A 23514-nucleotide genomic window follows, 5' to 3' on the forward strand; every position below is an offset into this window, starting at 1 on the left:
GGCAGATTATGCCCGGCCGGGCGCCGTGATCGGCATACGAGGCGGGTGGGTGCAGGCCTAACCTAGGCACGCGGTTGAAGGACCGGCCGCGCCCGCGAACGACCCGACGGATGAAGCGGGCGGCGTGGATGCGCGATCGTTTCCGCCTGAATTGCCCGGGGCGCCCGGGACTTCCGCAAAACAAGCAAAAGAGGGGTTACCGGATGATAAAGCACTCCGACGGAACGACCCGTTCGGCTTTCCCGATGCCGGCATTGCATCGCCGCCAGTTTCTCGCGCTCGGAGCGGGCGGCCTGCTGGCCGCCTCGGGGGTTGGAGCCGGCGCCCAGACCAAGCCTGCTCCGCCACCGCCCGCTAAACCGACCGGCCAGGTCGTCGTTGGCCTGTCGCAGGAGCCGACAGCATTCAACCCGCTCATGCCTGGCATCGAGGTCGACGAGACCGTCTGGATGCAGGTCTTCAATACGATGTGGCTCGCCGACCCTCAGGGCAACCTGATGCCCGATCTCGCAACCGAGGTGCCGAGCGAGGCCAATGGGGGCATCTCGGAAGGTGGCCTGGCCTGGAAAGTCAAACTGCGCGAGGGCATCACCTGGCATGACGGGACGCCCTTCACGGCCGAGGACGTGAAATACACGCTGGAGCTGATCAATGCGCCGGGCTTCAAGAGCCGCACCCGGGTCGGCCATGCGCTGGTCAAGGACATCGTGGTCAAGGGACCGCATGAGATCTCCTGGCGCATGGAGAAGGCCTACGCGCCCTATCTCGCGCTGCTCTCCAACACCTTCATCGTGCCCAAGCATCTGCTTGAGAAAGCCAGCGACCCGAATACCGCACCCTTCAACGGCGCGCCGGTCGGTACCGGGCCCTTCAAATGGGGGCAGCGCACGCCGGGCGACAACATCACGCTCGTCGCCAATGAGCGTTATCACGGCAAGGGCCCCTATCTGGAGAAGGCTGTCCTCAAATATGTGCCGGACCAGACGGCTCTCTATGCACAGTTCCGCACGGGACAGGTCGACCTCATTATCGGCACTGGCATCCCGGCGAATTTCTATGCCGAGGCCGTGAAGCTGCCGGGCCGCAAGATCGTGAAGATCCCGAACGCCTCGCTCGAAATCCTGATGCCCAATCTCGAGCATCCGGCCTTGTCCGAGAAGGCGGTGCGCCAGGCGCTCTACGCCTCGATCAACAAGCAGGCGATCATCGACGTCATCTTCTATGGCCTGCACAAGCCGACGGAGTCCTTCGCGCCTCAGGAATCCTGGGCCTACAATCCCAACCTGCCGCAGCAGAGCTACGACCTCGCCAAGGCTAACAAGTTGCTCGACGACGCTGGCTGGAAACGCAGCGGCAGCGGCGTTCGCATGAAGAACGGCGTGCCACTTGAGTTCGCGGTCTCAACGACGACCGGCGCCTCGCTACGCGAGCAGTGCCAGCAACTGATGATGCAGGACTGGCAGCAGGTCGGCGTTTCCATGAAGATCAACAACATGCCGGCCGCGGTGATCTGGGGCGAGTTCTATACGCGCTCGAAGTTCCAGTCGCTGCTGGTCGGCACTGCCTTCCGCACCGTGATCGATCCCGATCCGGCCTCGCGCTTCGCCTCTGATGCTATACCCGCCAAGAACGGCAGCGGCGCCAACCAGATGCAGTGGCAGAATGCCGAAGTCGACAAGCTGCTGAAGGAGGGCCAGGAAACCTTCGATCAGGCCAAGCGCAAGGCCGTCTACTGGAAATTGCAGGAAATCGTCCGCGAGGAACTGCCGATCCTGCCGATCTACCAATATGTTCCGGTCGAGGGCTACAAGGAAGGGCTCATCGGCTACGAGCCCAATATCAATGCCCGCCAGAATACCTGGAACATGGGCAGTTGGTACTGGGCGCGCTGAGACCATGAACGGACCCTCCCGGAACACGGCGCCATGAGCACCTTTCTCGTGCGACGGCTGCTGCAGGCGCTCGTGCTGCTGCTCATCGTCTCGATGATCGGCTTTGCGATCCTGCACCTGGCTCCGGGCGGGCCGCTCTCGCAGTTCGCCGCCGGCGGCGACATGACCCAGGCCGATCTCGACCGCATCGCTGAACAGCTCGGCCTCAACCGCCCGCTGCCGCTGCAATATGCGGAATGGCTCTGGCGCATGCTGCGCGGCGACTGGGGGCTGTCCTATCGCGACCATCAGCCGGTGCTGCAGATCATCGCCTCCCATATCGGGCCGACGATGGAACTGATGCTGAGCTCGACGCTGCTCGCCATGCTGCTCGGCGCCTGGGTCGGTATGCTTGGCGCGATCCGACGCTACTCGTTGTTCGATTCACTCGCGACGATCGGCGCCATGATCGCGCTCTCGATCCCGACCTTTTGGTTCGGCCTTGTCATCATCTATGTCTTCTCGGTCGGGCTCGGCTGGCTACCTGCCGGCAACCGCTACACCATCGGCGATGGTTCGGTGCTCAACCGGATCCATCATCTGATCGGGCCCTGCATCGTGCTCGCGCTGGTCTCGACGGCGGTCTGGAGCCGCTACATGCGCTCCTCGATGCTTGAGGTCGTCAATCAGGACTATATCCGCACTGCCCGGGCCAAGGGCGTGCCGGAGCGCCAGGTCCTGCTGCGGCACGCCCTTCGCAATGCGCTGCTGCCAATGATCACCATCACCGGCCTGCATGTGCCGACATTGCTTTCGGGCGCACTGGTGACCGAGACCGTCTTCACCTGGCCGGGCATGGGGAGGCTCTTCCTCGACTCGATCAGCTATCGCGACTATCCGACCGTGATGGGCATCCTGATGTTCACCGCCGTCCTGGTGTTGCTCGGCAGTCTGATCGCAGACCTGCTCTATGGTCTCGCCGATCCGCGGATTGCGAGGAATGGCTGATGAGCACTGATCTCACCGGCGTCACCGAAGTCCGGATCGCAGCTTCGCCATTCGTCTGGAACAGCCCCGGCTTTCGCCGTTTCCGCCGGCACCGGCTGGCGGTTTTCGGAGCGGTGGCAATCGTGGCGATGACGCTCGCCTGCATCTTCGGGCCGATGCTGCTGCCCTATAGCGACACGTTCATCGACATCCGGCAGCGCTTCGCGCCACCCTTCTCGGGCCCGCATGTACTCGGCACCGATCCTCTCGGGCGCGATATCCTGGCCCGCCTGCTAATGGCCGGGCGGATTTCACTCGCAGTGGGCTTTTCCGCCATGCTGATCAGCATGGCGATCGGCATCTGCATCGGCATGATCGCCGGATTCTACGAAGGTGCGGTCGGGGCTGCCCTGATGCGCTTCGTCGACGCGATGCTGTGCTTCCCCTCGATCTTCCTGCTGCTTGCTGTTTCGGCCCTGATCTTGCCGTCGGTGCCCTCGATCGTCATGCTGATCGCTATGACCTCGTGGATGGAGGTGGCGCGGGTCGTCGAGGCTCAGATAAAATCGCTCCGCACCCGCGATTATGTGGTTGCAGCGGTCGCGATGGGCGCCAGCAACGGCCGCATCATGTTTCGTCAGCTGCTGCCGAACGCGATCGCACCGATCGTCGTTGCCGCGACGTTGAACGTCGCCCATGCGATCCTGGCCGAGAGCTATATCAGCTTCCTCGGCTACGGCATCCAACCGCCGACTCCAAGCTGGGGCAATATGCTGGAGAACGCCCAAAGCTATCTCACCAGCGCGCCATGGCTTGCGATCCTGCCCGGGGCGGCGATCACGCTCGCCGTTACGAGCTTCAACTTCGTTGGAGACGGTTTGCGCGACGCGCTCGATCCCAGAATGGACTTGCCGTGACGTCGCGTGCTGCCCTTCTCGAAAGGGGGGAGGGGCATTGCTGCGGGCTGCACAGAGTGTGGGACGGTGGCACGTGCCTCTCTGTTAGGTTGTACCCTTTCCGAGAGGCGTTCCTGGGCGTGCCTCTGTGCTGAGATGACGCGCGGATTTTGCTTGCCTGGTGCCCTGGAAGAGCGCTCACTGCATCGCCGCTTCCGTTCAACCTGAACCGAGAGCGGGCCGCGGTGCCGGGTTGGCGCCGGTCAAGGCTGGAAGCTCGTCGTGCAAAGCGAACGCCAGGTCACCTGGCTTCAGGGCAAGGGCCAGATCATCTGGCGCGATGGTACGCGCCAGCCTGTATCTTACAGTTTCGAAACATCCCGGAACGCGAACGGCAGATGCCGCGGGCATTTCGACCTCGATCTACGTCAGGTCGCACCCTTGCTGCTCTCCTATGAGATCAGGCTGCTCTGCGAGGACGGGCATGTCGTGAACCTTGCGATCACCGATCATTGCAGCGACGGGGCTACCTTCGTGGGCAGCCTCCTCGACGAGCGCTGCGAGAGCGAGGAGTTGCTCCATGACCGGTAACTAAGGGAAGGCTGATGTGATCAGCCTGAATTTTGACTTCCGCGACAGATCCGGTCTCGGAACTTACCAGATCCCTCGGGTGCTGCCAGCGGGCGAAATCAGGCACCGACAAGACCGGGTGCGGGGCTCCGATGGCCACGAGCGGGCGATCGAAGAGCATCGGATCCGGGCCGGCGTCACGCAGAAGAACCACTTCGGCAATCTGAAATAATCGAACGAGCCCTGACCGGTCGGAGGAGCGGCTCAAGGCGAGGCGCCAGACGCCGTCTTCCGTTTGCCGTTCAGAAGCACCGGCGCAAGGGCGGGTGTGGCCGATGTCAGGCCAGTCCCTGCGTCCTCCCGGAACTCCATTGCATGGCGATCTGCCCGAGATTGGGGCCGAGCGTGACGGGCGTGCTCAGACGATCTCGGAAACGAGCTTGCCGATCAGGCTGTTGGAGAGGATCACAGGCAGCTTCGCGGCTTCCGCGGCCTCGCGGCGATGAGCCTCGACGAAACCCATGCAGTCCATCAGCAGAACCTTAGCACCGCGCCTGGCGAGGTCGCGGGCCGCCTCGGACAGGTTGGAACCAGGCCCGCCATAGGGCGAGGCCGCAGCATAGAGCGGTTTGCGATCAAGCCCGGCCCATTTCCCGGCCTCGCTTGCGATCTGTTCGGCGAGCGGCACGATGATGCCGAGTTGCGCGCCCGGGGTGAGGGCGGCGACCGTTGGCGGCAGGATCCGATCAGGTTCGATCAGTTGCGCCCTGTCTGCCGCCAGGGTCTCGAAATGGCCGGTGCAGAGCATCAGGATCGTGCTGCAGCCCTCGGCTTCCAGCATGGCGATCTTGGCCTGCGCCGCAGCTTCGGTGCGGCTCCTGTCGATGATGACTGAGCTGCCGTCCAGCAGCTTGGTGATCAGCACGGCAGCTCCGGCGCGAGGGCCGAAGTCGCGCTCGATCTCGGCCTTGCTCCGCCCGTCCAGCACACCCGCATGGCGGCGCGGCAGGTCGGAGCCGATCACCGCGTCGAGAATGGGCGTGATGTCGGAGCGCGGCGCCTGGCCGATGGTCAGGGTTCCGAGTTTGCGCATGCGAGGCCGTCCTCTGTCGAATGGGACGCCCGTGCCGTTTCCGGCACGGGCGCTGAGATCATCGATCGGATCTCGTTTCCGGTCCGATGATCCAGCTCTGTGTTCGCATCGGCCGTCCCGAAAACCGCAAAGCAGTTTTCGGGCCGTTGCTTTAGCGCCTGAAGTTCTTGATCACCGAGTCGAAGAAGCTGAAGATCGCGTCTCCGGCGATGATGCCGGCGGCGAAGACCTCCATGTCCCCTTCGCCTGTGCTGCCGCGCAGCTTCTCCCAGACAAGCCGGCAGACGATGCCGGCCAGGACGGCCCACCCCGCCATCGGGAAGCTGATGAGCAGGCCGGTGGCGAAGAGCACGCCGATCTGGCGCTTCGGGCCGCCGATGAACTGCAGGATCGCGCCCGGGATCGCCCAGAGGAAGAGCTGCCAGGCGACGCCTGGCGCCACGCCGGCCTTGATCGTCGCGGCATAGACCTTGTTCACGGGGGCGACGAGGTTCTGGTCGAAATAGGACTGGTAGGAGACCAGCACCACCGCACCGGCGATGACGAAGGCGAACATCGCAGCAAAGAGCTGCTGCCGACGGCCGTCGCGCTCGAAGGCGGGATCGGCGCCGTTGCCGCGCAGGATGTACCCGGCCTTCAGATCATAGCCCATGTCGGCGAAGGCAGGCCCCGTCGCGGCGGAGAAGCCAACGAGCAACGCAAGCGCCGGCATCGGGAAGCCGATCAGCATGCCGATGATCAGCGTGATCAGTGCGACGGCGAAGGCCGGGAACCAGCCAGAGTGCATCGCGGCGAGGCCGACGATGAGCTCATGCACATAGGCCGCGAAGGCGGCATAGAGCACGAACAGGATCAACATCCCGATCGACATATCGCTCATCAGGCCGCCGACCAGCGCGATGAAGACCGCGATCACGAGATAGGCAATGGTGCCGAGACCGAGCGCGCGCCTGACTTCCGCATCGGAAACGCCGGAGGCCGCCTCGGCCAGCTTCTGGGCTTCGCTGCGCCTGAACAGGAGCTGCGCGACCTGAAACAGGGCAATCAGCCCTGCGCCGATCATGAAGCCGTGCGGGATATAGGCCGCCATCAGATCGCCCTTCGGGATGATCTCGGCGAAGAGCGGGCCGCCGAAGAGCTGGCTGGAATAGCCGCGCAGCAGCAGGCCGACGCCGAACATCGAGAGCGCCCAGATATTGCCGATGAAGGCGACGCCGAAGGCGGACATCGGAATGCCGGAGACCGCCGTCGAGCCGACAAAGCCGATGGCCGCGAGCGGCACCTTGACGAAGGAGGCCAGGATGCCGGTGACGAAGCCGACCCCCATCAGCACCGCCTTGCGTCCGCCCTCGTCGCCGGCCTTGATCGCTTCGGCGGCGGCAACGCCCGGGGGCCAGGCACCGGTCGCCGGAAACACCCGGGAATCGAACATCCGGTAGAGCAGGTAGGCGTCGAGCAGCATCGCCGCGAAGGCGCCTGCCAGCATCGGCAGCACCAGATCGGAGCGACCAAGCAGGAAGGGAATGCCGATCGGCAGCAGCAGGCTGTTGGCAGCCCCGAATGTCGCGGACGAGATCGCGCTCTGAGCCAGATTCTGAACATGGATCGAGCGGTAGCGCGTGAACATCGCTATCGGCACGCGCGCAAGCGCCATGGCGGCGAGCGCCCCGATTAGCGATGTGTTTGCCGTGATGCCCAGGGAGACCAGAAGCTGCATGCCGATGATCGCGCCAAAGACGCAAAGAATGGCGATCAGCACCAGCGTCCCGGGCTCAAACAGGCTCGGGTGCCGCTGAGGCACTCCTTTCGGTTGGTCCTTCATGCCTCAGTCCCCGTTATTGGCCCCTGGAGGGGCAGATGTGCTTGTTGATGTCAGTCGTCAGGCAACAAGGATGCCGGCCTTGGCCTCGCCGACGTCGTGCGTCGCATGGCCGGTCTGGACCCCGTAGTCGCGCTTGGCGGCCTCCGGTGAGACGAGGCCGAGTGCGATGTCGCGGGCGATGGCGTCGCGGGAGCGCTCCGCCGCCGCGCCGTAGCCGGCGCCGCCGGCGAGCACGAGTTCCACGATCTCATGGGGATGCTTGACCTGGACGAGGTCGCCCGTCCCGACATCCTTCAGGACATGGCCCTGCTCATCGATGACCCGCCCTGATGCTCCGCCGCCGGCCTTGCCGCCGAACAGGCCCGGGATCGGGTTGTTGACGCCTTCCGGATAGAGCGAGACCAGCGTCGGGAGACCGTCATCGGAGAGCTTGCGCAGGCGGACGCGCTGGCCGAGGCCGCCGCGATGCTCGCCGGCACCGCCGGAGTCGGTGAGATAGGTCTTCTCCACGACCAGCACCGGCACGCGCGCCTCGAAGGTCTCGATCGAGGTGTTGGCGGCCGAGGTCGGATAGAGAAGGCCGGACTTGCCGTCGCCATGGGCCGAGCCGCCCTGGCCGCCGCCGACGAAAAGCATGTCGGAATAGGTATCACCCGCCTGGTCCCGGCCATAGACGCTCGCCGCCACCGGTAGTCCGGTGAAGGCCTGGACCTGGTTCGGAGCGGCCTGTGACAGGGCGCGGAAGATGTTCGGCGCGATGTACCAGCCGGTGCGCGTCCGCAGGTTGACCGCGAGCGGCTTGTCGCAGTTCAGGATCGAGCCCTTCGGCGCGTCGATCGAGAAGGCGCGATAGCAGCCGGCATTGCCGCGGACATTCGGCGTCAGCATGCATTTCAGCGGGTAGGTCGCATGCGCCATTGTGTAGTTCAGGGTGCAGTTGAGCCCGCCCTGCGGCAGCTGCGGTGGGGCGCCGTCAAAGTCGAGATGGATCGTGTCGCCCTTGACCGTCAGCGCCAGCGGATAGGTCATCGGCGTGCCGAGCGGGTTGTTCGAGACGGTGCCGTGATAGGTCCCGTCCGGCAACGCGGCGATGGCCTCGCGCATGGCCTTCTCGGAACGGTCCTGCACCACCGAGGCGAGGGCGCGCAGATCCTGCATGCCGTAATCGCTCAGGAAGGACTGCAGGCGCTCGGCGCCGATCGCATTGGCCGCGACGAACGAGTGCAGATCGCCGAGAACCTGCTCGGAATTGCGGACGTTCTCGCCCAGCAGGCGGACGAGTGTCTCGTTGATCCGGCCAGCCTCGTAGAGCTTCATCGGCGGGATCTGGAAACCTTCCTCGTAGATCTCGCGGGCCCTGAGGCTGTCCTTGGTGCCGCCGATATCGGAGACATGGCCGACAGTGCCCATCAGTCCGACGACGCGGTCGCCCAGGAACACCGGCGTGACCGCGGCAATGTCGAAGAGATGGCCGGCGCAGAGCCAGGGATCATTGGTGATCAGAACGTCGCCGGGCTTCAGGGTGTCGGCCGGATAGCGCTCGAGCAGCGCCTTGACGGCGCGCGGCAGGGTCAGGTTGAACACCGGCATGGCGCGTGGCGAATGAGCCAGCGTCTCGCCCTCGGGGTCGAGCAGCTCGCAGGCAAAATCCTGCGCTTCGGAGATCACCAGCGAGAAGGCCGTGCGGCAGACGGTCAGCCACATCTCCTCGACGACGTTGACGAGGCGGCTCCACATGATCTCCAGCGAGATCGGGTCGGCCTCGATCCGGCGCGCGGCCTCAGCCAGCGGCATGTCGGCGCTGATCGTGGTCTCGGCGGCGCTGGCCCGCCCGACGCTGACCAGCAGGTTAAGTACCTGGTCGATCGCAACCGTATCCCCGGGAGGAACGATGGTCGTCGCTTCGCGCTCCTCGATGATCGCGGGACCCTTGATGGAGTCGCCCGGCCGCAGCGCGTAGCGATCATAGACGGTCGCCTCGCTCCAGCCGCTCTCGAACCAGGCCTGGCGAGTGCCCTTCACCTTGGTGCCGGCATCGCCGCCGCCGGCCGCGCCGGAGAGCGAGAGGCTCGGCACCGGACCGGCGCAGCGGACGCGGAAGTTGATCGCCTCGAGACGGGCGCCCTCGTAGACCGAGGTGTAGCGCGCCGAATAGGTGGTGGCGAAGGCAGCGCGGATGGCGTCCAGGCTCGATGTATCGATCGTGCCGGCCGGCAACGTCACCGCGATATCGTGCATCTGGCCGACGAGGCGCATATCGGCCGAGCGCTCGACCGTGATGTCGGCTGGCTTCACGCCGGCCTCGAGCAGGTGCTTGCGGCCCTGCGCCTCCAGCTCGCTGAGCACGGTGTTGACGGCCTGGGCGTCAAAGCCCTCCGAGAACTCGACCGGCAGCGACTGCACCATGTCGAAGGAGAGCGGCGCGGCGAGAAAGCCGAGCGCCGAAGCCGCGCCGGAGGCCGGCGGAATGATGACCTGCCGGACGCCGAGCACGCGGGCGACATCGACGGCGTGCGCCGGGCCCGCCCCACCGAAGCCGACCATGGCGTAGTGACGCGGATCCTTGCCCTTCTCGACGAGATGGACACGCGCCGCGGCGCCCATGCTTTCGACGACGACCTTGTGGATGCCCCAGGCTGCTTCTTCCACGGAGAGGCCGAGCGGCTCCGCCACCGAGGCAACAGCCTTGCGCGCGGCCGCGAGATCGAGCGCCATGCGTCCTCCGAGGAAGAAGCCCGGATCATAATAGCCGAGCACCAGATTGGCGTCGGTGACGGTCGGCTTGGTGCCGCCCATGCCGTAGCAGGCCGGGCCGGGGTCGGAGCCTGCCGAGTGCGGGCCTACCTTGAGCAGGCCGACCTCGTCGATGGCGGCGATCGAGCCGCCTCCGGCGCCGATCTCGATCATGTCGATGACGGGAGCCTTGATCGGCAGGCCGGAGCCCTTGGCGAAGCGGTTGACGCGACCGGCTTCGAGCATCGGTGCGATCTCAGCGCGGCCGTCCTCGATCATGCAGGCCTTGGCGGTGGTGCCACCCATGTCGAAGGAGATGACGTCCTTGTGGCCGGCGAGCTCGCCGAACAAGGCTGTCGCAAGGCCGCCGCCGGCAGGGCCGCTTTCGAGCAGGCGGATCGGGAAGGTGCGAGCGGTCTCGGGGGAGACCAGGCCGCCAGCCGAATGCATCAACCGCAGCGAGCCGGTGAACGAGCGGGCTGCGAGTTCGCGCTCCAGCCGTTCCAGATAGCGCCGCATCAGTGGCTGGACATAGGCGTTCGCCGCGGTGGTGACGAAGCGCTGATACTCCCAGATTTCGGCGACGACCTCGCTCGACAGGGAGACCGTGAGTTCGGGGCAGGCGTCCCGGACGATCCGGCCGGCTTCCTGCTCATGGGCGGAGTTGCGGTAGCTGTTCAGGAAGCAGATCGCGATCGCTTCGCAGCCGGCAGCGGCCAGCTCGCTGGCGGCTGCACGCACCGCGGTTGCATCGAGCGCCGTCACGATCTTGCCGTCGCGGTCGATACGCTCCGCGACTTCGAGACGAAGCTCGCGCGAGACCAGCGGCTCCGGGAAGGTCAGGAACAGATCGTAGATGTCATAGCGCTGCTCGGTGCCCATTTCGAGGATGTCGCGGAAGCCGCGCGTGGTGATCAGGCCGAGCTTGGAGCCCTTGCGCTCGATCACCGCGTTGGTCACCAGCGTTGTGCCATGCACGATGTCGCCGATATCGGCCAGCGTGATGCCGGCCATCTCGGTCAGTTCGCCAAGGCCGATCAGGGCAGCCTCGGACGGATCATGCGGCGTGGTCAGGCGCTTGTGCAGCAGGACCGAGCGCTCCTGGCCGTCATAAAGGATGAAATCGGTGAAGGTGCCGCCGATATCGAAGCCGATGCGCCAACGATTGCTCATGGAGCTGTCTCCGCGATTGAGGGATGTAGGGGAAAGAAAAGCGGGTCCCGGGTCAGCGCCGCGATCTCGGCGGCGCCTTCTCCCAGAGAACGGATAATGGCGAGGCGCTCCTCCGGCGTGACGGTCGCTGCCGGGAAGGAAATGCAGAGCGCGACTTCGTCGCCGGTGCTCGGATCGCCGACCGAAACCGAGATGGCGCGCACGCCCCTGACCGCCTCGTCATGGGATTCGGCGTAGCCCTCGCGTCGTGTGACGGCGAGCCGCGCCAGGAGTTCGTCGAGGCCCTGCGGGGCTGTATCGGACGGCGGTTCGAAACCGCCGGCATAGAGGCGGCGGACCTCGTCGTCGGGAAGGCGGGCGAGCAGGGCGCGGCCGGTGCTGGACGCGAAGGCGGCAATTCGATCGCCAATCGACGTGACGACGCGCAGGGCGTGCCGTCCGGGATGGGCCGTGACGCCGACGATGTCGGTGCCGCGCCGCACGCTGATATAGCCGGTATGTCCGACCTCGTCCGAGATGCGCCCGATCACGGAATCGGCCCGGTCGATCAGCGAGGCGGCGAAGCGGTAGATATGGCCGACCTGATTGAGCAGCAGGGAGGGGCGGTAGCGCTTGCTGTCGCCGACCGTTTCCAGCAGCCCCTCGTCGCGCATCGCCCGCAGCAGTCGCGACGCATTGCTCTTCGGCATTCCAAGCAAGGAAACGAGATCCGTCACCGTCACATCGTGACGCGTGCTGGAGAAGCAACGGAGCACATCGACGGCCGCCGACAGAATGGACATCCGGGTGAGTCCAGAAAAGTTCCATAAAATGGAACTTGAGTTGCAATAACAGGAACAATATCGCGCCTGACCGAAGAGTCAACAAGCGTTAAGGATTGAGGGTGGAATGCGCTCGGACGAGGCGCTATGGCCCTGGAGTGCCGGATCAACGGCGGTCCTGCCTGATTGGCTTGTGTGCGTCCGTTGAAGCTGCAGGCAGTCCGACCCGCCCAGCGCTCGATCCGGTGCAGGTCAAGCTTCCTTGCCGAGCCCGGTCAGGCCGACAGGACCAGGAATGCCAGGGAAGGGAGTTCGACGACGAGGCTGCGCACAACCGGGCGTCGGCCAGATCGGAGAGGCAAGCGACTGCGCAAGGCGGCGCTGTTCCAGCCTTTCGCCGGACTGCGGCGCGGAGCGGCGAGCCGCCATTCATGTTGAGGTTGCGGGCTCGGACGATGCTGGCTCGCCCGGGTCGGGGCGAATGCGGCGCGTCTCAGGACGCGGCGCAGGGCATGCCGCCGCCTTCGCCTGCCAGGTCCGTCTGTGCGGGGGAGGCGGTAATCACCTTAGGACGGCTTGCGTGCGGAGATCAGGAAGCGGTTTTGCGCTGCGCGCTCGAGACGCTGGAAGAGCGGCATGAAGCGACCCTGGGCGCGGTGGATCGGGCCAAGGTCGCGGTCGACGACGACGTCCTCGAACCCTGCCTGCCTCAGCAACTCGGCGACGGCATCGGGGCGGCACCCATCAKAAAAATAGACGCGCGACAGGATGCTTGCATGGGTGTCCGCATAAGGTGGGGGAGGCGGCACATTCCTGCTCAGGCGTTTGACAAGTCGTGCGAGCCACTTGATCAACCGCCTGTCCGGTGGGGTGTTGATGGTGTCCGCGTCGATGATCGCGACGCGTCCGCCCGGCTTGAGTACCCTGTGCCATTCGGCGAAGGCGGCCGGCGGGTCGGGCAGGGTCCAGACAAGATGCCGGGTGACTACTGCGTCGTAACTATCCGAGGGCTCCAGCGTATTCTCGGCATCGCCGAGGAAGAGCTTGATCGGTCCCTTGCCCGAGACCTTGGCGCGGGCACGCGCCAGCATGGCCTCGGAGAGATCGAGGCCGGTCACCGAAAAGCCGAGTTCCGACAGCAGCAGCGAGATCACCCCCGTGCCGCAGGCCAGGTCGAGCGCCCGGCGCCCCTGATCGGTGCCAAGGTGCCGCGACAGAAGCGCGAGCCATGCGCGCCGTTCTTCCAGGGAAAAGATCTCGTGGCCTGGCGTCGTATCGAATGTCTCTGACCTGATGGACCAATAGTCCCGGATTTCATCCTTCAGGCTGCGATTTGCGATCGTGGTCGACATCGATCATTCGCCTTGTCTTGGTCCGTTTCCGGCACCTTTCACCACGCTGCGCTGCGTCTCACAAGTCTTTCCTTCGGTTCGCGCCGAGAAGTTTTGTGAATGAGCGGTCTGTTCTTCACTTTAGAATTCGTTTAATCAAGTAGATTGGATGTATTCTAAAAGATATGCCTTGACCGACCTTGTGTCATTTCATACGAGCCGCCCAGCTCAGACGAGGTTTAGGTGGTGGCGTGATGGCATTGCTTCACAGGGTTATTCAAGTAGCCACTCTGACCATTGGCCTCATCGCGTCGACGTTGCCTGCTTTCGCGGAGAAGGTCAGGGTCACGGATGTTCTCGGCCGGGCGGTCGAGGTCAACGCGCCAGTCGAACGCGTGATCCTGGGCGAAGGGCGGCAGATGTACTTCGTCGCCGCGCTCGACAGGGACGATCCGTTCAAGCGTGTCGTCGGCTGGCGGGACGATCTGCCGAAAGCCGACCCCGACAGCTACAAGGCCTATCTCGCCCGCTATCCCGCGATTGCCAAACTGCCGAATTTCGGTGGCATGAAGGAGGGCGCATTCGACGTCGAGCAGGCGATAGCGCTGAAGCCGGACGTTCTCTTCCTGAATGTCGAGGCGAAGATCGCCAGCGACGAGGCCAAGCTGGTCGAGAAACTCGCCTCCGTCGGCATTCCCGTCGTCTATGTCGATTTCCGCGAGAAGCCCTTCCAGAACACCGAACCGTCCATGCGGCTGATCGGCAAGCTCTTCGGCAAGGAGGCGCTTGCGGAGGACTTCATCACGTTCCGGGCCGAGCAGATCTCGCTGGTGACGGACCGTCTTGCCAAGGCTACGGCATTGAAGCGGCCGGTCGTGATGATCGAGCGCGCCGGGGGCTATTCCGACGATTGCTGCATGTCGTTCGGCAACGAGAATTTCGGCAAGATGGTCGAGATCGCCGGGGGCAAGAATTTTGCGGGCGACCTGATCCCCGGGACCTTCGGTACGGTCAATGCCGAGGCCGTCGTCGCCGCCAATCCTGATGTCGTCATCGTCACCGGCGGCAATTGGGAGGCCTATGTCCCGGGTGGGGCCTGGGTCGGCCTTGGCCCCGGCGTCGACCTGATCGAGGCGCGCCGCAAGCTCGCTGCGCTGTCGCGCCGCCCCGCCTTCGCGCAGACGGCCGCCGTCAGGAATGGCCGCGTCCATGGCATCTGGCACCAGTTCTACAACAGCCCCTACCAGTTCGTCGCGATCCAGGAGATCGCGAAATGGCTGCATCCCGACCTGTTCAGGGATGTCGATGCTGACGCCACACTGAAGGCCCTGCATGAGCGCTTTCTGCCCTTGCCTTACCAGCCCGGCTACTGGGTGACCGTCGAGGCCAAGGGATGAGCGAGATCGGAATATCTGGCGCCGCTGCCGAGGCGGTGCGCGAGGGCGGGGGGCGGGCGAGCTATCGCGCCCTGAACGCGCGCCGGCGCATGATCCTCGCCGGGCTCTTTCTGCTGCTGCTGCTGAGCTTCATTGCCGACCTGATGATCGGCCCGGCCCGCTATGCGGCGTCCGATGTCGTGCGTGCGCTCGTGATGCCGGACAGCGTCCCGGTTGCCGTGCGCGTCGTGATCTGGGACATCCGCCTGCCGGTGGCGTTGATGGCGGTTGTGACGGGCGCCTCGCTGGCCATGGCGGGCGCCCAGATGCAGACGATCCTGAATAACCCGCTCGCCAGCCCGTTTACCCTTGGGATATCGGCTGCAGCCAGTTTTGGCGCGGCGCTCGCGCTCGTGTTCGGCGTCGCCATCCTGCCGTTCGCCGTCGATTATATCGTGCCGTTGAACGCCTTCATCGCGGCGATGGGGGCGGCCATGCTGATCCATGTGCTCAGCCAGTCCCGCGGCGTGACGACCGAGACGGTGATCTTGCTCGGCATCGCCCTGGTCTTCACCTTCAATGCCCTCCTCGCATTGCTGCAGTTCTTCGCCTCGGAGCAGGCGCTCGGCGCTGTGGTCTTCTGGATGATGGGGAGCCTGACGAAGGCAAGCTGGAACAAGCTTGCGATCACCAGTGCCGTGGTTGTCCTGTGCGTGCCCTTCTTCATGCGCCGCGCCTGGGCCCTTACCACGCTGCGTCTCGGTGACGAGAAGGCGGCAAGCTTCGGCATCGATGTCAGGCGGCTGCGGCTGGAGATCATGCTGCTGGTCAGCCTGCTGGCGGCTGTGCCCGTGTCCTTCGTCGGCACGATCGGCTTCATCGGCCTCGTCGGCCCGCATATCGCGCGCATGGTGATCGGCGAGGATCAGCGCTTCTTCCTGCCGGCATCTGCGCTCGCCGGTGCCGCCATCCTCTCGGCCTCCTCGGTCGTCAGCAAGTCGCTGATACCGGGCCTCATCTTCCCGATCAGCATCGTAACGGCGCTCATCGGCGTGCCGTTCTTCTTCAGCTTGATCCTGACCAATCGGAAGCGGTCATGGTAGTTGGCCTGCAGCTTCGCGAGGTCGGCGTCCGTTACGGCCGCAAGGTCGTTCTGAGCGAAGTGACCACACCGCTGCTCAGCGGCGGGGAGGTCGTTGCCGTGATCGGCCCGAACGCGGCCGGCAAGTCGAGCCTCTTCCGACGGATTGCCGGCCTTGTGCCAGGGGCGGGCGAGGTCAGCATTTCCGGCGAGAGCTCCGTGCCCGGGCGCCGCGCGCCGTTGTCCTGCTACCTGCCGCAGGATACGGCGGTGAACGCAGTGCTCACGGTTTACGAATCGATCCTGCTCGCCTTCAAGCAGGGCGGGACATGGTCGGTCAGCGATGACGAGCTCAAGCGGATCGATTGCGTGCTGCGCGATCTCGAGATMGAGGATCTCGCCTTCAGGGGGCTTGGGGAACTCAGCGGCGGTCAGCGCCAGTTGGTTTCGATCGCCCAGACGCTGGCGCGCGAACCGGACATCCTCCTGCTCGACGAGCCGACGAGCGCGCTCGACCTGCATCGCCAGTTCGAAGTGCTGTCGCTCGTGCGTCGACTGGCGCGGGACCGCGGCATGTGCGTCCTGATCTCGATCCACGATCTTAATCAGGCGTTGCGCGTCGCCGACAGGGTCCTTGTCCTGGCCAAGACGCGCCTGGTCGCGATCGGCGCGCCGCGCGAGATCGTGACGCCGTCGCTGCTGGACGAGGTCTATGGCGTCAGGGCGCGCGTCGAAGGCCTGTCTAGCGGCGAGCCCTATGTTGTCGTCGAGGGCTCCACGCGCCACGCCGCATAAGGATCGGCCGTCCAGACGGGCAACGTCGTCCTCTTCTGACGCCCGGCGGCCCGGGCGCGTTCCTGCCCGTGCGGGATCCTGCGCTGGCTGCATGACCCGATCGTGCTCATGCTTCTTGCCGGCTTGTCGCGCTGGGCGTTTGGTCGCAACAGCGAGACGCAGGTTCGCGCCGACACCGATCCGGACGATCGGCCGCGCGACGGCATGGGCAGGAAAGAGCCAGGAGCAGGATATGACCGATCAGCAGAACACCGCCGAGATCTGGCGGTTGGCGGATGCCAAGAGTCCGGCTTTCTTCGAGCTTAGCGACCGCGTCTGGGCCGTGCCCGAACTGAATTATCAGGAGGAGCGTTCGGCCGCCGAACACGCCGCGATGCTCGGGAAGGAGGGCTTCCGTGTCGAGAAGGGCGTCGCCGGTATTCCGACGGCACTGATCGGCGAGTCGGGCGAGGACGGTCCGGTCATTGCGATCCTAGGCGAATATGACGCGCTGCCCGGACTGAGCCAGGAGGCCGGCGTCGCCGAGCAACGCCCGATCATGTTGGGGGGAAATGGCCACGGCTGCGGCCACAACATGCTCGGTTCGGCCTCTTTGCTTGCCGCGACTGCCGTCAAGGACTGGCTGGCTGCGAAGGGCATCAAGGGGCGCGTGCGCTATTATGGTTGCCCAGCCGAGGAGGGCGGCTCGTCCAAGGGCTTCATGGTGCGCTCCGGGCTGTTTGACGATGTCGATGTCGCCATCTGCTGGCACCCCTCCTCATTCACCGGCGTCAGCAAGGCGATCTCACTTGCCTGTGTCGAGGTCGAGTTTACCTTCCGGGGCCGTGCATCCCATGCAGCTGCCTCGCCGCATCTCGGTCGCAGTGCGCTCGATGCGGTCGAATTGATGAATATCGGCGTCAACTACATGCGCGAGCACATGCCGAGCGATGCGCGTGTCCATTACGCGATCATCGATGCCGGCGGCATCGCGCCGAATGTCGTGCAGGCGCAGGCGACCGTGCGTCATTTGATCCGCGCCCGGACGCTCAGCGAGATGTGGGACCTGGTGCGGCGGGTCAAGGCGATCGCCGATGGCGCCGCTCTGATGACGGAGACTTCCGTCGTTGCGCAGCAATTGTCGGGCGATGCCAACCTCGTGGGCAACCGTCCGCTCGAGGAGGCGATGCACGCCAATCTCATCCGGCTCGGCGGGCCGGGTTTCGATGCCGCTGACCGCGCCTTCGCCGCAGAGTTCCAGAAGACCTTCTCGAAGGAGGATATCCGCGCCTCCTATGGCCGCTTCGGTCTGTCGGTGCGGGAGGGGGAATCGCTCAGCGACGACATCTATCCGCTGGACTATGTCGCCGCCCTCTCCGTGGGGTCCACCGATGTTGGAACTGTGAGCTGGGTCGTTCCAACCGTGCAATGCCGCGTCGCCTGCTATGCCGTGGGCACGCCCGGACATTCCTGGCAGCTGGTCGCCCAGGGCCTCGCGCCGGCGGCGCATAAGGGGCTCTCGCTTGCGGCCAAGGCCATGGCCGGCGTCGCGGTCGATGTCCTGTCCCAGCCGGCGCTGCTCAAGGCGGCCAAGGCTGATTTCGCTGCGTTCCGCGCCGAGAACCCGTTCCAGAACCCGATTACCGACGATATCGAACCGCCGCTCGACATGGCGGCTCATTGAGCGGGCATCGGCCACGAGCCGTTTTGGCTCAGCAAGGATCGCCCGGAGCCATCGTCCGGGCGATGATGTTCGAAATGGCGCCGGCGCTCCGGATCGATCGGTGCGGGTGCTGCCGCACGCACCAGCCTCGTGCGAGGAGTGCTTAGATCTCTGCCGCGTCCAGCCGCCGATAGAGCGGTAGCGCCAGCGGCGCGATCCGGCGCACGACCGCGCGGAACGGCTGGGGTTTTGGCTCGGACAAGGGCAGGCCGAGCGTCTCGATCGCCGTGCCTTGCGTCGCCCTGGCAAGCTCGCGACCAAGCGAGATGGACAGCGCAACGGCCCGGCCATTGCAGCCGACCCAGGCAAAGCCGTCCGGCCCGAGACGGTGGATGCGCGGATAGCCCGGCACCTGCGGCTGGAGCAGATTGTCGGGGGTCATCCCGACATAGCCCGACCAGACATAGTCGAACTCGACATCGCCGAGCTGCGGCCAGAGTGTTTTCAGCCGTGCCGCGATCTGCGGCCGCAGATTGACCCCGCCATCGCCCGGCAGCACGGCCGCTCCTCCGGTGACAAGGCGGTTGCGGGCGTCCCAGCGGGCGAAATAGAGTTCGCGATGCGTGTCCGACATCGCCTGGCGGCCCGGGATGACGGTCTTGGCGATATTGTCGCTGACCGGCTTTGTCGCCATCTGCCAGGACAGAACAGGGATGACCTCGCTGGCGATCTCGGGGGCGAGATCGCGCTCGAACTCGCCGGTATACGCATTGGTCGCCAGCACGAGCGCGCGAGCGGTGACCGAGCCGCGCGCGGTCTTCACCGTCCAGCGGCCATTGGCATGGCTCATCGAGGTGGCGGGAGACCGTGCATAGATGGTTGTGCCAAGCTTCAGCGCGACCTCGGCCAGTCCGCGTGTCAGCGCGAGCGGATTGATATGACCGCCCGTGCGATTCCAGAAGCCGCCGAACCAGGCATCCGACCCGAGCATCTCCGCCGCAGCGGCGCGATCGAGCAGTTCGACCGGTGCCCCGATTGCCGACCATTCGCGCACGCGCTTTTCGGCGAGCTTGAAGCGACCAGGCGAATGGACGGGCTGGATCCAGCCAGCTTGTTCAGCCTCTGCCGGGATATCGTATTTCCGCACGAGGTCGAACAGATACTGAGCGCTGTCGCGCAGCACCGCGTTGAAGCGTTCGCCGGCTTCGCCATGGCGTTTCACCATCGCGGAGGGATCGTGGCCGGCAAGCGTCGGGATGACCTGGCCATTGTTGCGCCCCGAGGCGCCCCAGCCGGGCTCGGCTGCCTCCACGATCGTGACGTCGACGCCGCTCTCGCGGAGATGGATCGCGGTCGAGAGGCCGGTAAAGCCGGCACCAATCACCACGACATCGGTCTGGACATCCCCTTGGAGCGCGCTGAGCACAGGCCCAGGCTGGGCGGTGGCGGCCCAGAGAGAGGGAGGCCAGGCGACGGAGGGCGGAGCAGTCATCGGCGGCGATCTTTCGCAAGGCGGGCTGGTCAAAACCCGTTTGGCAGGAGCTTGCGCATACTTGCCGCCATGACCGCCCGCTCGCAAGTAGGTTGGTTCCGGCGATTTGCCCGGCGGAGAACAGTTTTCTATTTTTCTCGCCAAAGACGAATGAAATCTACCAAATTTAGGCTTTCTCGCTCGGGTTGTTGAAAATACTATTCTCCGGACGCTATGTGTGCCGCGCAGCGGGGGCTGCTGGAAACGTCACCTCGAAGTGGTTGCGCCCCTCTGTTGGTTCGGATGAACTCTGCTTCCGTTGGGTTCTTGGTCAAAGGGGGCGTCATGTCGCTCAAGCACATTCTCGGTCTCGATCATGTCGTCGTGACCGTCCGCGATCTCGATGCTTCTGCCCGGCAATGGGAGCGCCTCGGTTTCACGGTCTCCCCGCGCGGCACCCATTCGCCGATCCTGGGAACCGGCAACTACACGATCATGTTCGGAGACGACTATCTCGAGCTGCTCGGCGTGCTGACCGAGACGGATCAGAACAAGCCGACCCGCGACTATCTGAAGAACCGGGAAGGGCTGGAGCGCGCTGCCTTCACCACGGATGATGCCGCTGCAGGCGCAGCTGAACTCAAGACCCGTGGCCTCGAAGCCCTGGGTCCCGTGCATTTCGGCCGCCCGGTGGATCTGCCGAATGGCGGGACGGGCGAAGCGAAGTTCAATGTCTTCCGCTGGCCTCTGAACGAGAGTCCCGGCGGACTGCGCATCTTTGCCTGCCAGCATCTGACGCGCGAGACGGTCTGGATTCCTGAGCTCCAGAAACATGCGAACGGCGCGAGCCGCATCGTTCGGGTCGAGGTCCTCGCTGCAGATCCGAAGGCGGCCGCCGGGCATCTCAGCCGTTTGATCGACGAGCCTGCGCGTCCGCAGGATGACGGCTGGCTGGTGCCGTCGGGCGGCAAGCGCGCCGATTTCCTGTTCTATGATGCGGCCGGTTTTGCGGGGCGCTATCCTGATGCGGTGCGGATCGGTGCGGCTCCCGCCGGCGCAACCGCGATCGTTCTGGCGAGTGCCGATCTCGAAGGCGCTGCCAAGGCGCTCGGCCCGCTCGCGGTGCGCCATGGTGGTGCCGTCAGCGTACCGGCCGACTCCGCCAATGGCGTGATCGTCAGCTTCGTACCGTGACGCGAGCCTTGGCTCCCCTTTGAGAACAGCCTGATGGCCGGATCATCGTGAATTCCGGCTCTGCCCTTATCGAACACCGGACCCAGGAGGTCTCCATGGACATGACCCGCCGCGCCGCGCTGCTGACAAGCGCCGCCATCGCTTCGAATGTGCTGTTCCCGATGCGCTCCTTCGCCCAGGAAACACCGCGCAAGGGCGGAGTCTTCACCGTCCATTACGGTGCCGAGCAGCGCCAGCTGAACCCGAGCCTGCAGGCCTCGACCGGCGTCTACATCATCGGCGGCAAGATCCAGGAGCAGTTGGTGGATCTCGATGCCAGCGGCCAGCCGGTCGGCGTGCTCGCCGAGAGCTGGGAGGCTGCACCCGACGGCAAGACGATCACGTTCAAGCTGCGGCCGGGCGTGACCTGGCATGACGGCAAGCCCTTCACCTCCGCCGACGTGCAGTTCACCGCGATGGAGATGTGGAAGAAGATCCTCAACTACGGCACCACGCTGCAGCTCTTCCTCACCGCCGTCGATACGCCCGACCCGCTGACGGCAGTGTTCCGCTACGAGCGCCCGATGCCGCTCAACCTGTTGCTGCGCGCACTGCCCGATCTCGGCTACATCTCGCCGCGCCATCTCTACGAAGGCAAAGGCGACATCCGCCAGAACCCGGTCAATCTGGCACCGGTGGGCACGGGGCCGTTCAAGTTCGCGCAGTACGAGCGGGGCCAGCACATCATTGCCGACCGCAACCCGAACTACTGGCGCGCCAACGCCCCCTATCTCGACCGGATCGTCTGGCGCGTGGTCACCGATCGCGCTGCCGCCGCCGCCCAGATGGAAGCCGGACAGATCCACTACAGCCCGTTCTCGGGCCTGACGATCTCGGATTCCGCCCGTCTCGGCAAGGATCCGCGCTTCATCGTTTCGACCAAGGGCAACGAGGGCAACGCCCGCACGAACACGATCGAGTTCAATTTCCGCCGCAAGGAACTCGCGGATATCCGGGTCAGGCGCGCGATCGCGCATGCGCTCGACATCCCGTTCTTCATCGAGAATTTCCTCGGCGATTTCGCCAAGCTCGGCACAGGTCCGGTCCCCTCCGTCTCGACCGATTTCTATCCGGCCGATAACGGCCCGCAATATCCCTTCGACAAGGCACTCGCCGCGAAGCTGCTCGACGAAGCCGGGTTCAAGGCCGGCGCTGGCGGAACGCGCTTCTCGGTGCGCCTGCTGCCGGCTCCATGGGGCGAGGACATCACGCTCTTTGCCACCTTCATCCAGCAGTCGCTCGCCAATGTCGGCATCAAGGTCGAGATCGTGCGCAACGATGGTGGCGGCTACCTGAAGCAGGTCTATGACGATCACGCCTTCGACTTGGCTACGGGCTGGCATCAGTACCGCAATGATCCTGCGGTCTCGACGACGGTGTGGTATCGCTCTGGGCAGCCCAAGGGTGCGCCATGGACCAATCAATGGGACTGGACCGATCCGACGATCGACAAGATCATCGACGACGCGGCGACCGAGGTGGATCCGACGAAGCGCAAGGCGCTCTATGGCGACTTCGTACGGCGCGCCAACACAGAGCTGCCGATCTGGACGCCGATCGAGCAGATCTTCCTGACGGTGATCAACGCCAAGGCCCGCAACCACTCCAACACGCCGCGCTGGGGCTCGAGTTCCTGGCACGATCTTTGGTTGGCGGAGTGACACGTCCACCAGCCTCCGCAGTCGAAACCGGCCAGTTCCCATGCGCGTATTAGCTCTTGCGGGGCGGCGTCTTGCCGCCTCGATCCCGACCCTGATCCTGATCCTGATCGGGGTGTTTCTGCTGCTGCAATTCGCGCCGGGCGATACGGTCGATGCGATGATGGCGCAAATGGGCGGTGGCGATGCCGCCACCGCCCGCCATCTGCGCGAGTTCTACGGGCTCGATCTCTCGGTCTGGGCCCAGCTCGGCAATTATCTCTGGCGACTGGTCAGGCTCGATCTTGGCTTCTCGGCGATCTACGGCAAGCCGGTCGTGACCGTGATTGCGGAGCGGCTGCCGGCGACGATCCTGCTGATGAGCGCCTCGCTGTCCTTTGCCTTTTTCTTCGGGCTGATCTTCGGTGTGATCGCGGCGCGCGGCGTCAACAGATGGCCCGATACCCTGATCTCGACACTGGGGCTGATCTTCTACGCCATGCCGACCTTCTGGTTCGGGCTGATGGCGATCGTCGTGTTCTCGATCTACCTGCAATGGCTGCCAGCCGGTGGTTTCGAGGATATCACAGTCAGCCTTACGGGGTTGGCCCGGACGCTCGACATCGCCAAGCACCTCATCCTGCCGACCCTGACGCTTGGCCTGTTCTACATGGCGATCTATCTGCGCATCATGCGCGGCTCGATGCTCGAGGTGCTCAATCTCGACTTCGTCCGCACGGCGCGGGCCAAGGGCATGGATGAGACGCGGGTGGTGGTGCGGCACGTCCTACGTAATGCGCTGCTGCCGATGGTGACGCTGATCGGCCTGCAGGCTGGCACGATGCTGGGCGGTTCTGTGGTGGTCGAGAGCGTGTTCTCGCTGCCGGGGCTGGGGCGGCTGGCCTATGAATCGGTCGTGCAGCGCGATCTCAACACCTTGCTCGGCATCATCTTCGTCTCGGCGCTGCTGGTGATCGCGGTCAATTTCATCGTCGACCTGCTCTATGCCCGGCTCGATCCGCGCATCACGGCGGGAGCCTGA

The 23514-nt window shown here is 64.9% G+C and carries 18 protein-coding genes; 12 read left to right on the forward strand and 6 right to left on the reverse strand.

Translation table 11 applies throughout. The features are described 5' to 3' along the window. Positions 1–203: 203 nt before the first annotated feature. The 5 genes from AC1DGP_RS12185 (at position 204) to AC1DGP_RS12205 (ending at position 4556) form a co-directional block, all read left to right on the forward strand. A complete protein-coding gene (locus tag AC1DGP_RS12185; RefSeq protein ID WP_441505927.1) occupies positions 204–1892 on the forward strand; it encodes a peptide ABC transporter substrate-binding protein in 1689 nt (562 codons plus the stop codon). 33 nt (positions 1893–1925) lie between these two features. Further along, positions 1926–2879, forward strand: coding sequence for an ABC transporter permease (locus AC1DGP_RS12190; protein ID WP_441489765.1), 954 nt, complete (start codon positions 1926–1928; stop codon positions 2877–2879). After that, positions 2879–3775, forward strand: a complete 897-nt coding sequence (locus tag AC1DGP_RS12195; protein ID WP_441505926.1) for an ABC transporter permease — start codon at positions 2879–2881, stop codon at positions 3773–3775. Before AC1DGP_RS12190 ends, AC1DGP_RS12195 begins: the two co-directional genes overlap by 1 nt. Positions 3776–4036: 261 nt before the next feature. Then, positions 4037–4345 carry a hypothetical protein gene (locus AC1DGP_RS12200; RefSeq protein ID WP_441505925.1) on the forward strand — a complete coding sequence of 103 codons (309 nt, stop codon included), beginning with the start codon at positions 4037–4039 and terminating at the stop codon, positions 4343–4345. Positions 4346–4361: 16 nt separating this feature from the next. Beyond that, on the forward strand, positions 4362–4556 hold the full coding sequence (locus AC1DGP_RS12205) for a hypothetical protein (protein WP_441505924.1): 195 nt from the start codon (positions 4362–4364) through the stop codon (positions 4554–4556). 186 nt (positions 4557–4742) lie between these two features. On the opposite strand, the gene AC1DGP_RS12210 is transcribed toward AC1DGP_RS12205, so the two are convergent. From AC1DGP_RS12210 to AC1DGP_RS12230, 5 genes are all read right to left on the reverse strand, one after another. Further along, complete coding sequence (locus AC1DGP_RS12210) at positions 4743–5417, reverse strand: AroM family protein (RefSeq protein WP_441505923.1); 675 nt, start codon at positions 5415–5417, stop codon at positions 4743–4745. A 151-nt stretch (positions 5418–5568) separates the two neighbouring features. Further along, positions 5569–7239 carry an OPT/YSL family transporter gene (locus tag AC1DGP_RS12215; protein WP_441505922.1) on the reverse strand — a complete coding sequence of 557 codons (1671 nt, stop codon included), beginning with the start codon at positions 7237–7239 and terminating at the stop codon, positions 5569–5571. A 57-nt stretch (positions 7240–7296) separates the two neighbouring features. Then, positions 7297–11145 carry a hydantoinase B/oxoprolinase family protein gene (locus tag AC1DGP_RS12220; protein WP_476832182.1) on the reverse strand — a complete coding sequence of 1283 codons (3849 nt, stop codon included), beginning with the start codon at positions 11143–11145 and terminating at the stop codon, positions 7297–7299. Continuing rightward, positions 11142–11927, reverse strand: coding sequence for an IclR family transcriptional regulator (locus AC1DGP_RS12225; RefSeq protein WP_441505920.1), 786 nt, complete (start codon positions 11925–11927; stop codon positions 11142–11144). The genes AC1DGP_RS12220 and AC1DGP_RS12225 overlap by 4 nt, the downstream gene beginning before the upstream one ends. Before the next feature lie 545 nt (positions 11928–12472). Continuing rightward, complete coding sequence (locus AC1DGP_RS12230; RefSeq protein WP_476832183.1) at positions 12473–13258, reverse strand: class I SAM-dependent methyltransferase; 786 nt, start codon at positions 13256–13258, stop codon at positions 12473–12475. Between the two features lie 233 nt (positions 13259–13491). On the opposite strand from AC1DGP_RS12230, the gene AC1DGP_RS12235 reads away from it, so the two are divergent. The 4 genes from AC1DGP_RS12235 to AC1DGP_RS12250 all read left to right on the forward strand — a co-directional run bounded on the left by AC1DGP_RS12235 (position 13492) and on the right by AC1DGP_RS12250 (position 18152). Then, on the forward strand, positions 13492–14634 hold the full coding sequence (locus AC1DGP_RS12235; protein ID WP_441505918.1) for an ABC transporter substrate-binding protein: 1143 nt from the start codon (positions 13492–13494) through the stop codon (positions 14632–14634). Next, a complete protein-coding gene (locus AC1DGP_RS12240; RefSeq protein ID WP_113515844.1) occupies positions 14631–15716 on the forward strand; it encodes a FecCD family ABC transporter permease in 1086 nt (361 codons plus the stop codon). Before AC1DGP_RS12235 ends, AC1DGP_RS12240 begins: the two co-directional genes overlap by 4 nt. After that, positions 15710–16489: an ABC transporter ATP-binding protein gene (locus AC1DGP_RS12245; RefSeq protein WP_476770952.1), complete on the forward strand. Its 780-nt coding sequence runs from the start codon at positions 15710–15712 to the stop codon at positions 16487–16489. The genes AC1DGP_RS12240 and AC1DGP_RS12245 overlap by 7 nt, the downstream gene beginning before the upstream one ends. Before the next feature lie 232 nt (positions 16490–16721). Continuing rightward, positions 16722–18152, forward strand: a complete 1431-nt coding sequence (locus AC1DGP_RS12250) for an amidohydrolase (RefSeq protein ID WP_441505916.1) — start codon at positions 16722–16724, stop codon at positions 18150–18152. A gap of 142 nt (positions 18153–18294) precedes the next feature. Here the strand turns inward: AC1DGP_RS12250 and AC1DGP_RS12255 are convergent, their stop codons facing one another. Continuing rightward, the gene (locus AC1DGP_RS12255; RefSeq protein WP_441505915.1) at positions 18295–19623 is read right to left on the reverse strand and encodes an NAD(P)/FAD-dependent oxidoreductase; all 1329 of its coding nucleotides are present in this window, start codon (positions 19621–19623) and stop codon (positions 18295–18297) included. A gap of 324 nt (positions 19624–19947) precedes the next feature. On the opposite strand from AC1DGP_RS12255, the gene AC1DGP_RS12260 reads away from it, so the two are divergent. The 3 genes from AC1DGP_RS12260 (at position 19948) to AC1DGP_RS12270 (ending at position 23514) form a co-directional block, all read left to right on the forward strand. Then, on the forward strand, positions 19948–20796 hold the full coding sequence (locus AC1DGP_RS12260; protein ID WP_441505914.1) for a VOC family protein: 849 nt from the start codon (positions 19948–19950) through the stop codon (positions 20794–20796). Between the two features lie 95 nt (positions 20797–20891). Next, positions 20892–22496 carry an ABC transporter substrate-binding protein gene (locus tag AC1DGP_RS12265; protein ID WP_441505913.1) on the forward strand — a complete coding sequence of 535 codons (1605 nt, stop codon included), beginning with the start codon at positions 20892–20894 and terminating at the stop codon, positions 22494–22496. 40 nt (positions 22497–22536) lie between these two features. Then, entirely contained in the window at positions 22537–23514 is a 978-nt protein-coding gene (locus tag AC1DGP_RS12270) for an ABC transporter permease (protein ID WP_113515850.1), read from the forward strand.

This window comes from Allobosea sp. 05T433 (assembly GCF_056396065.1).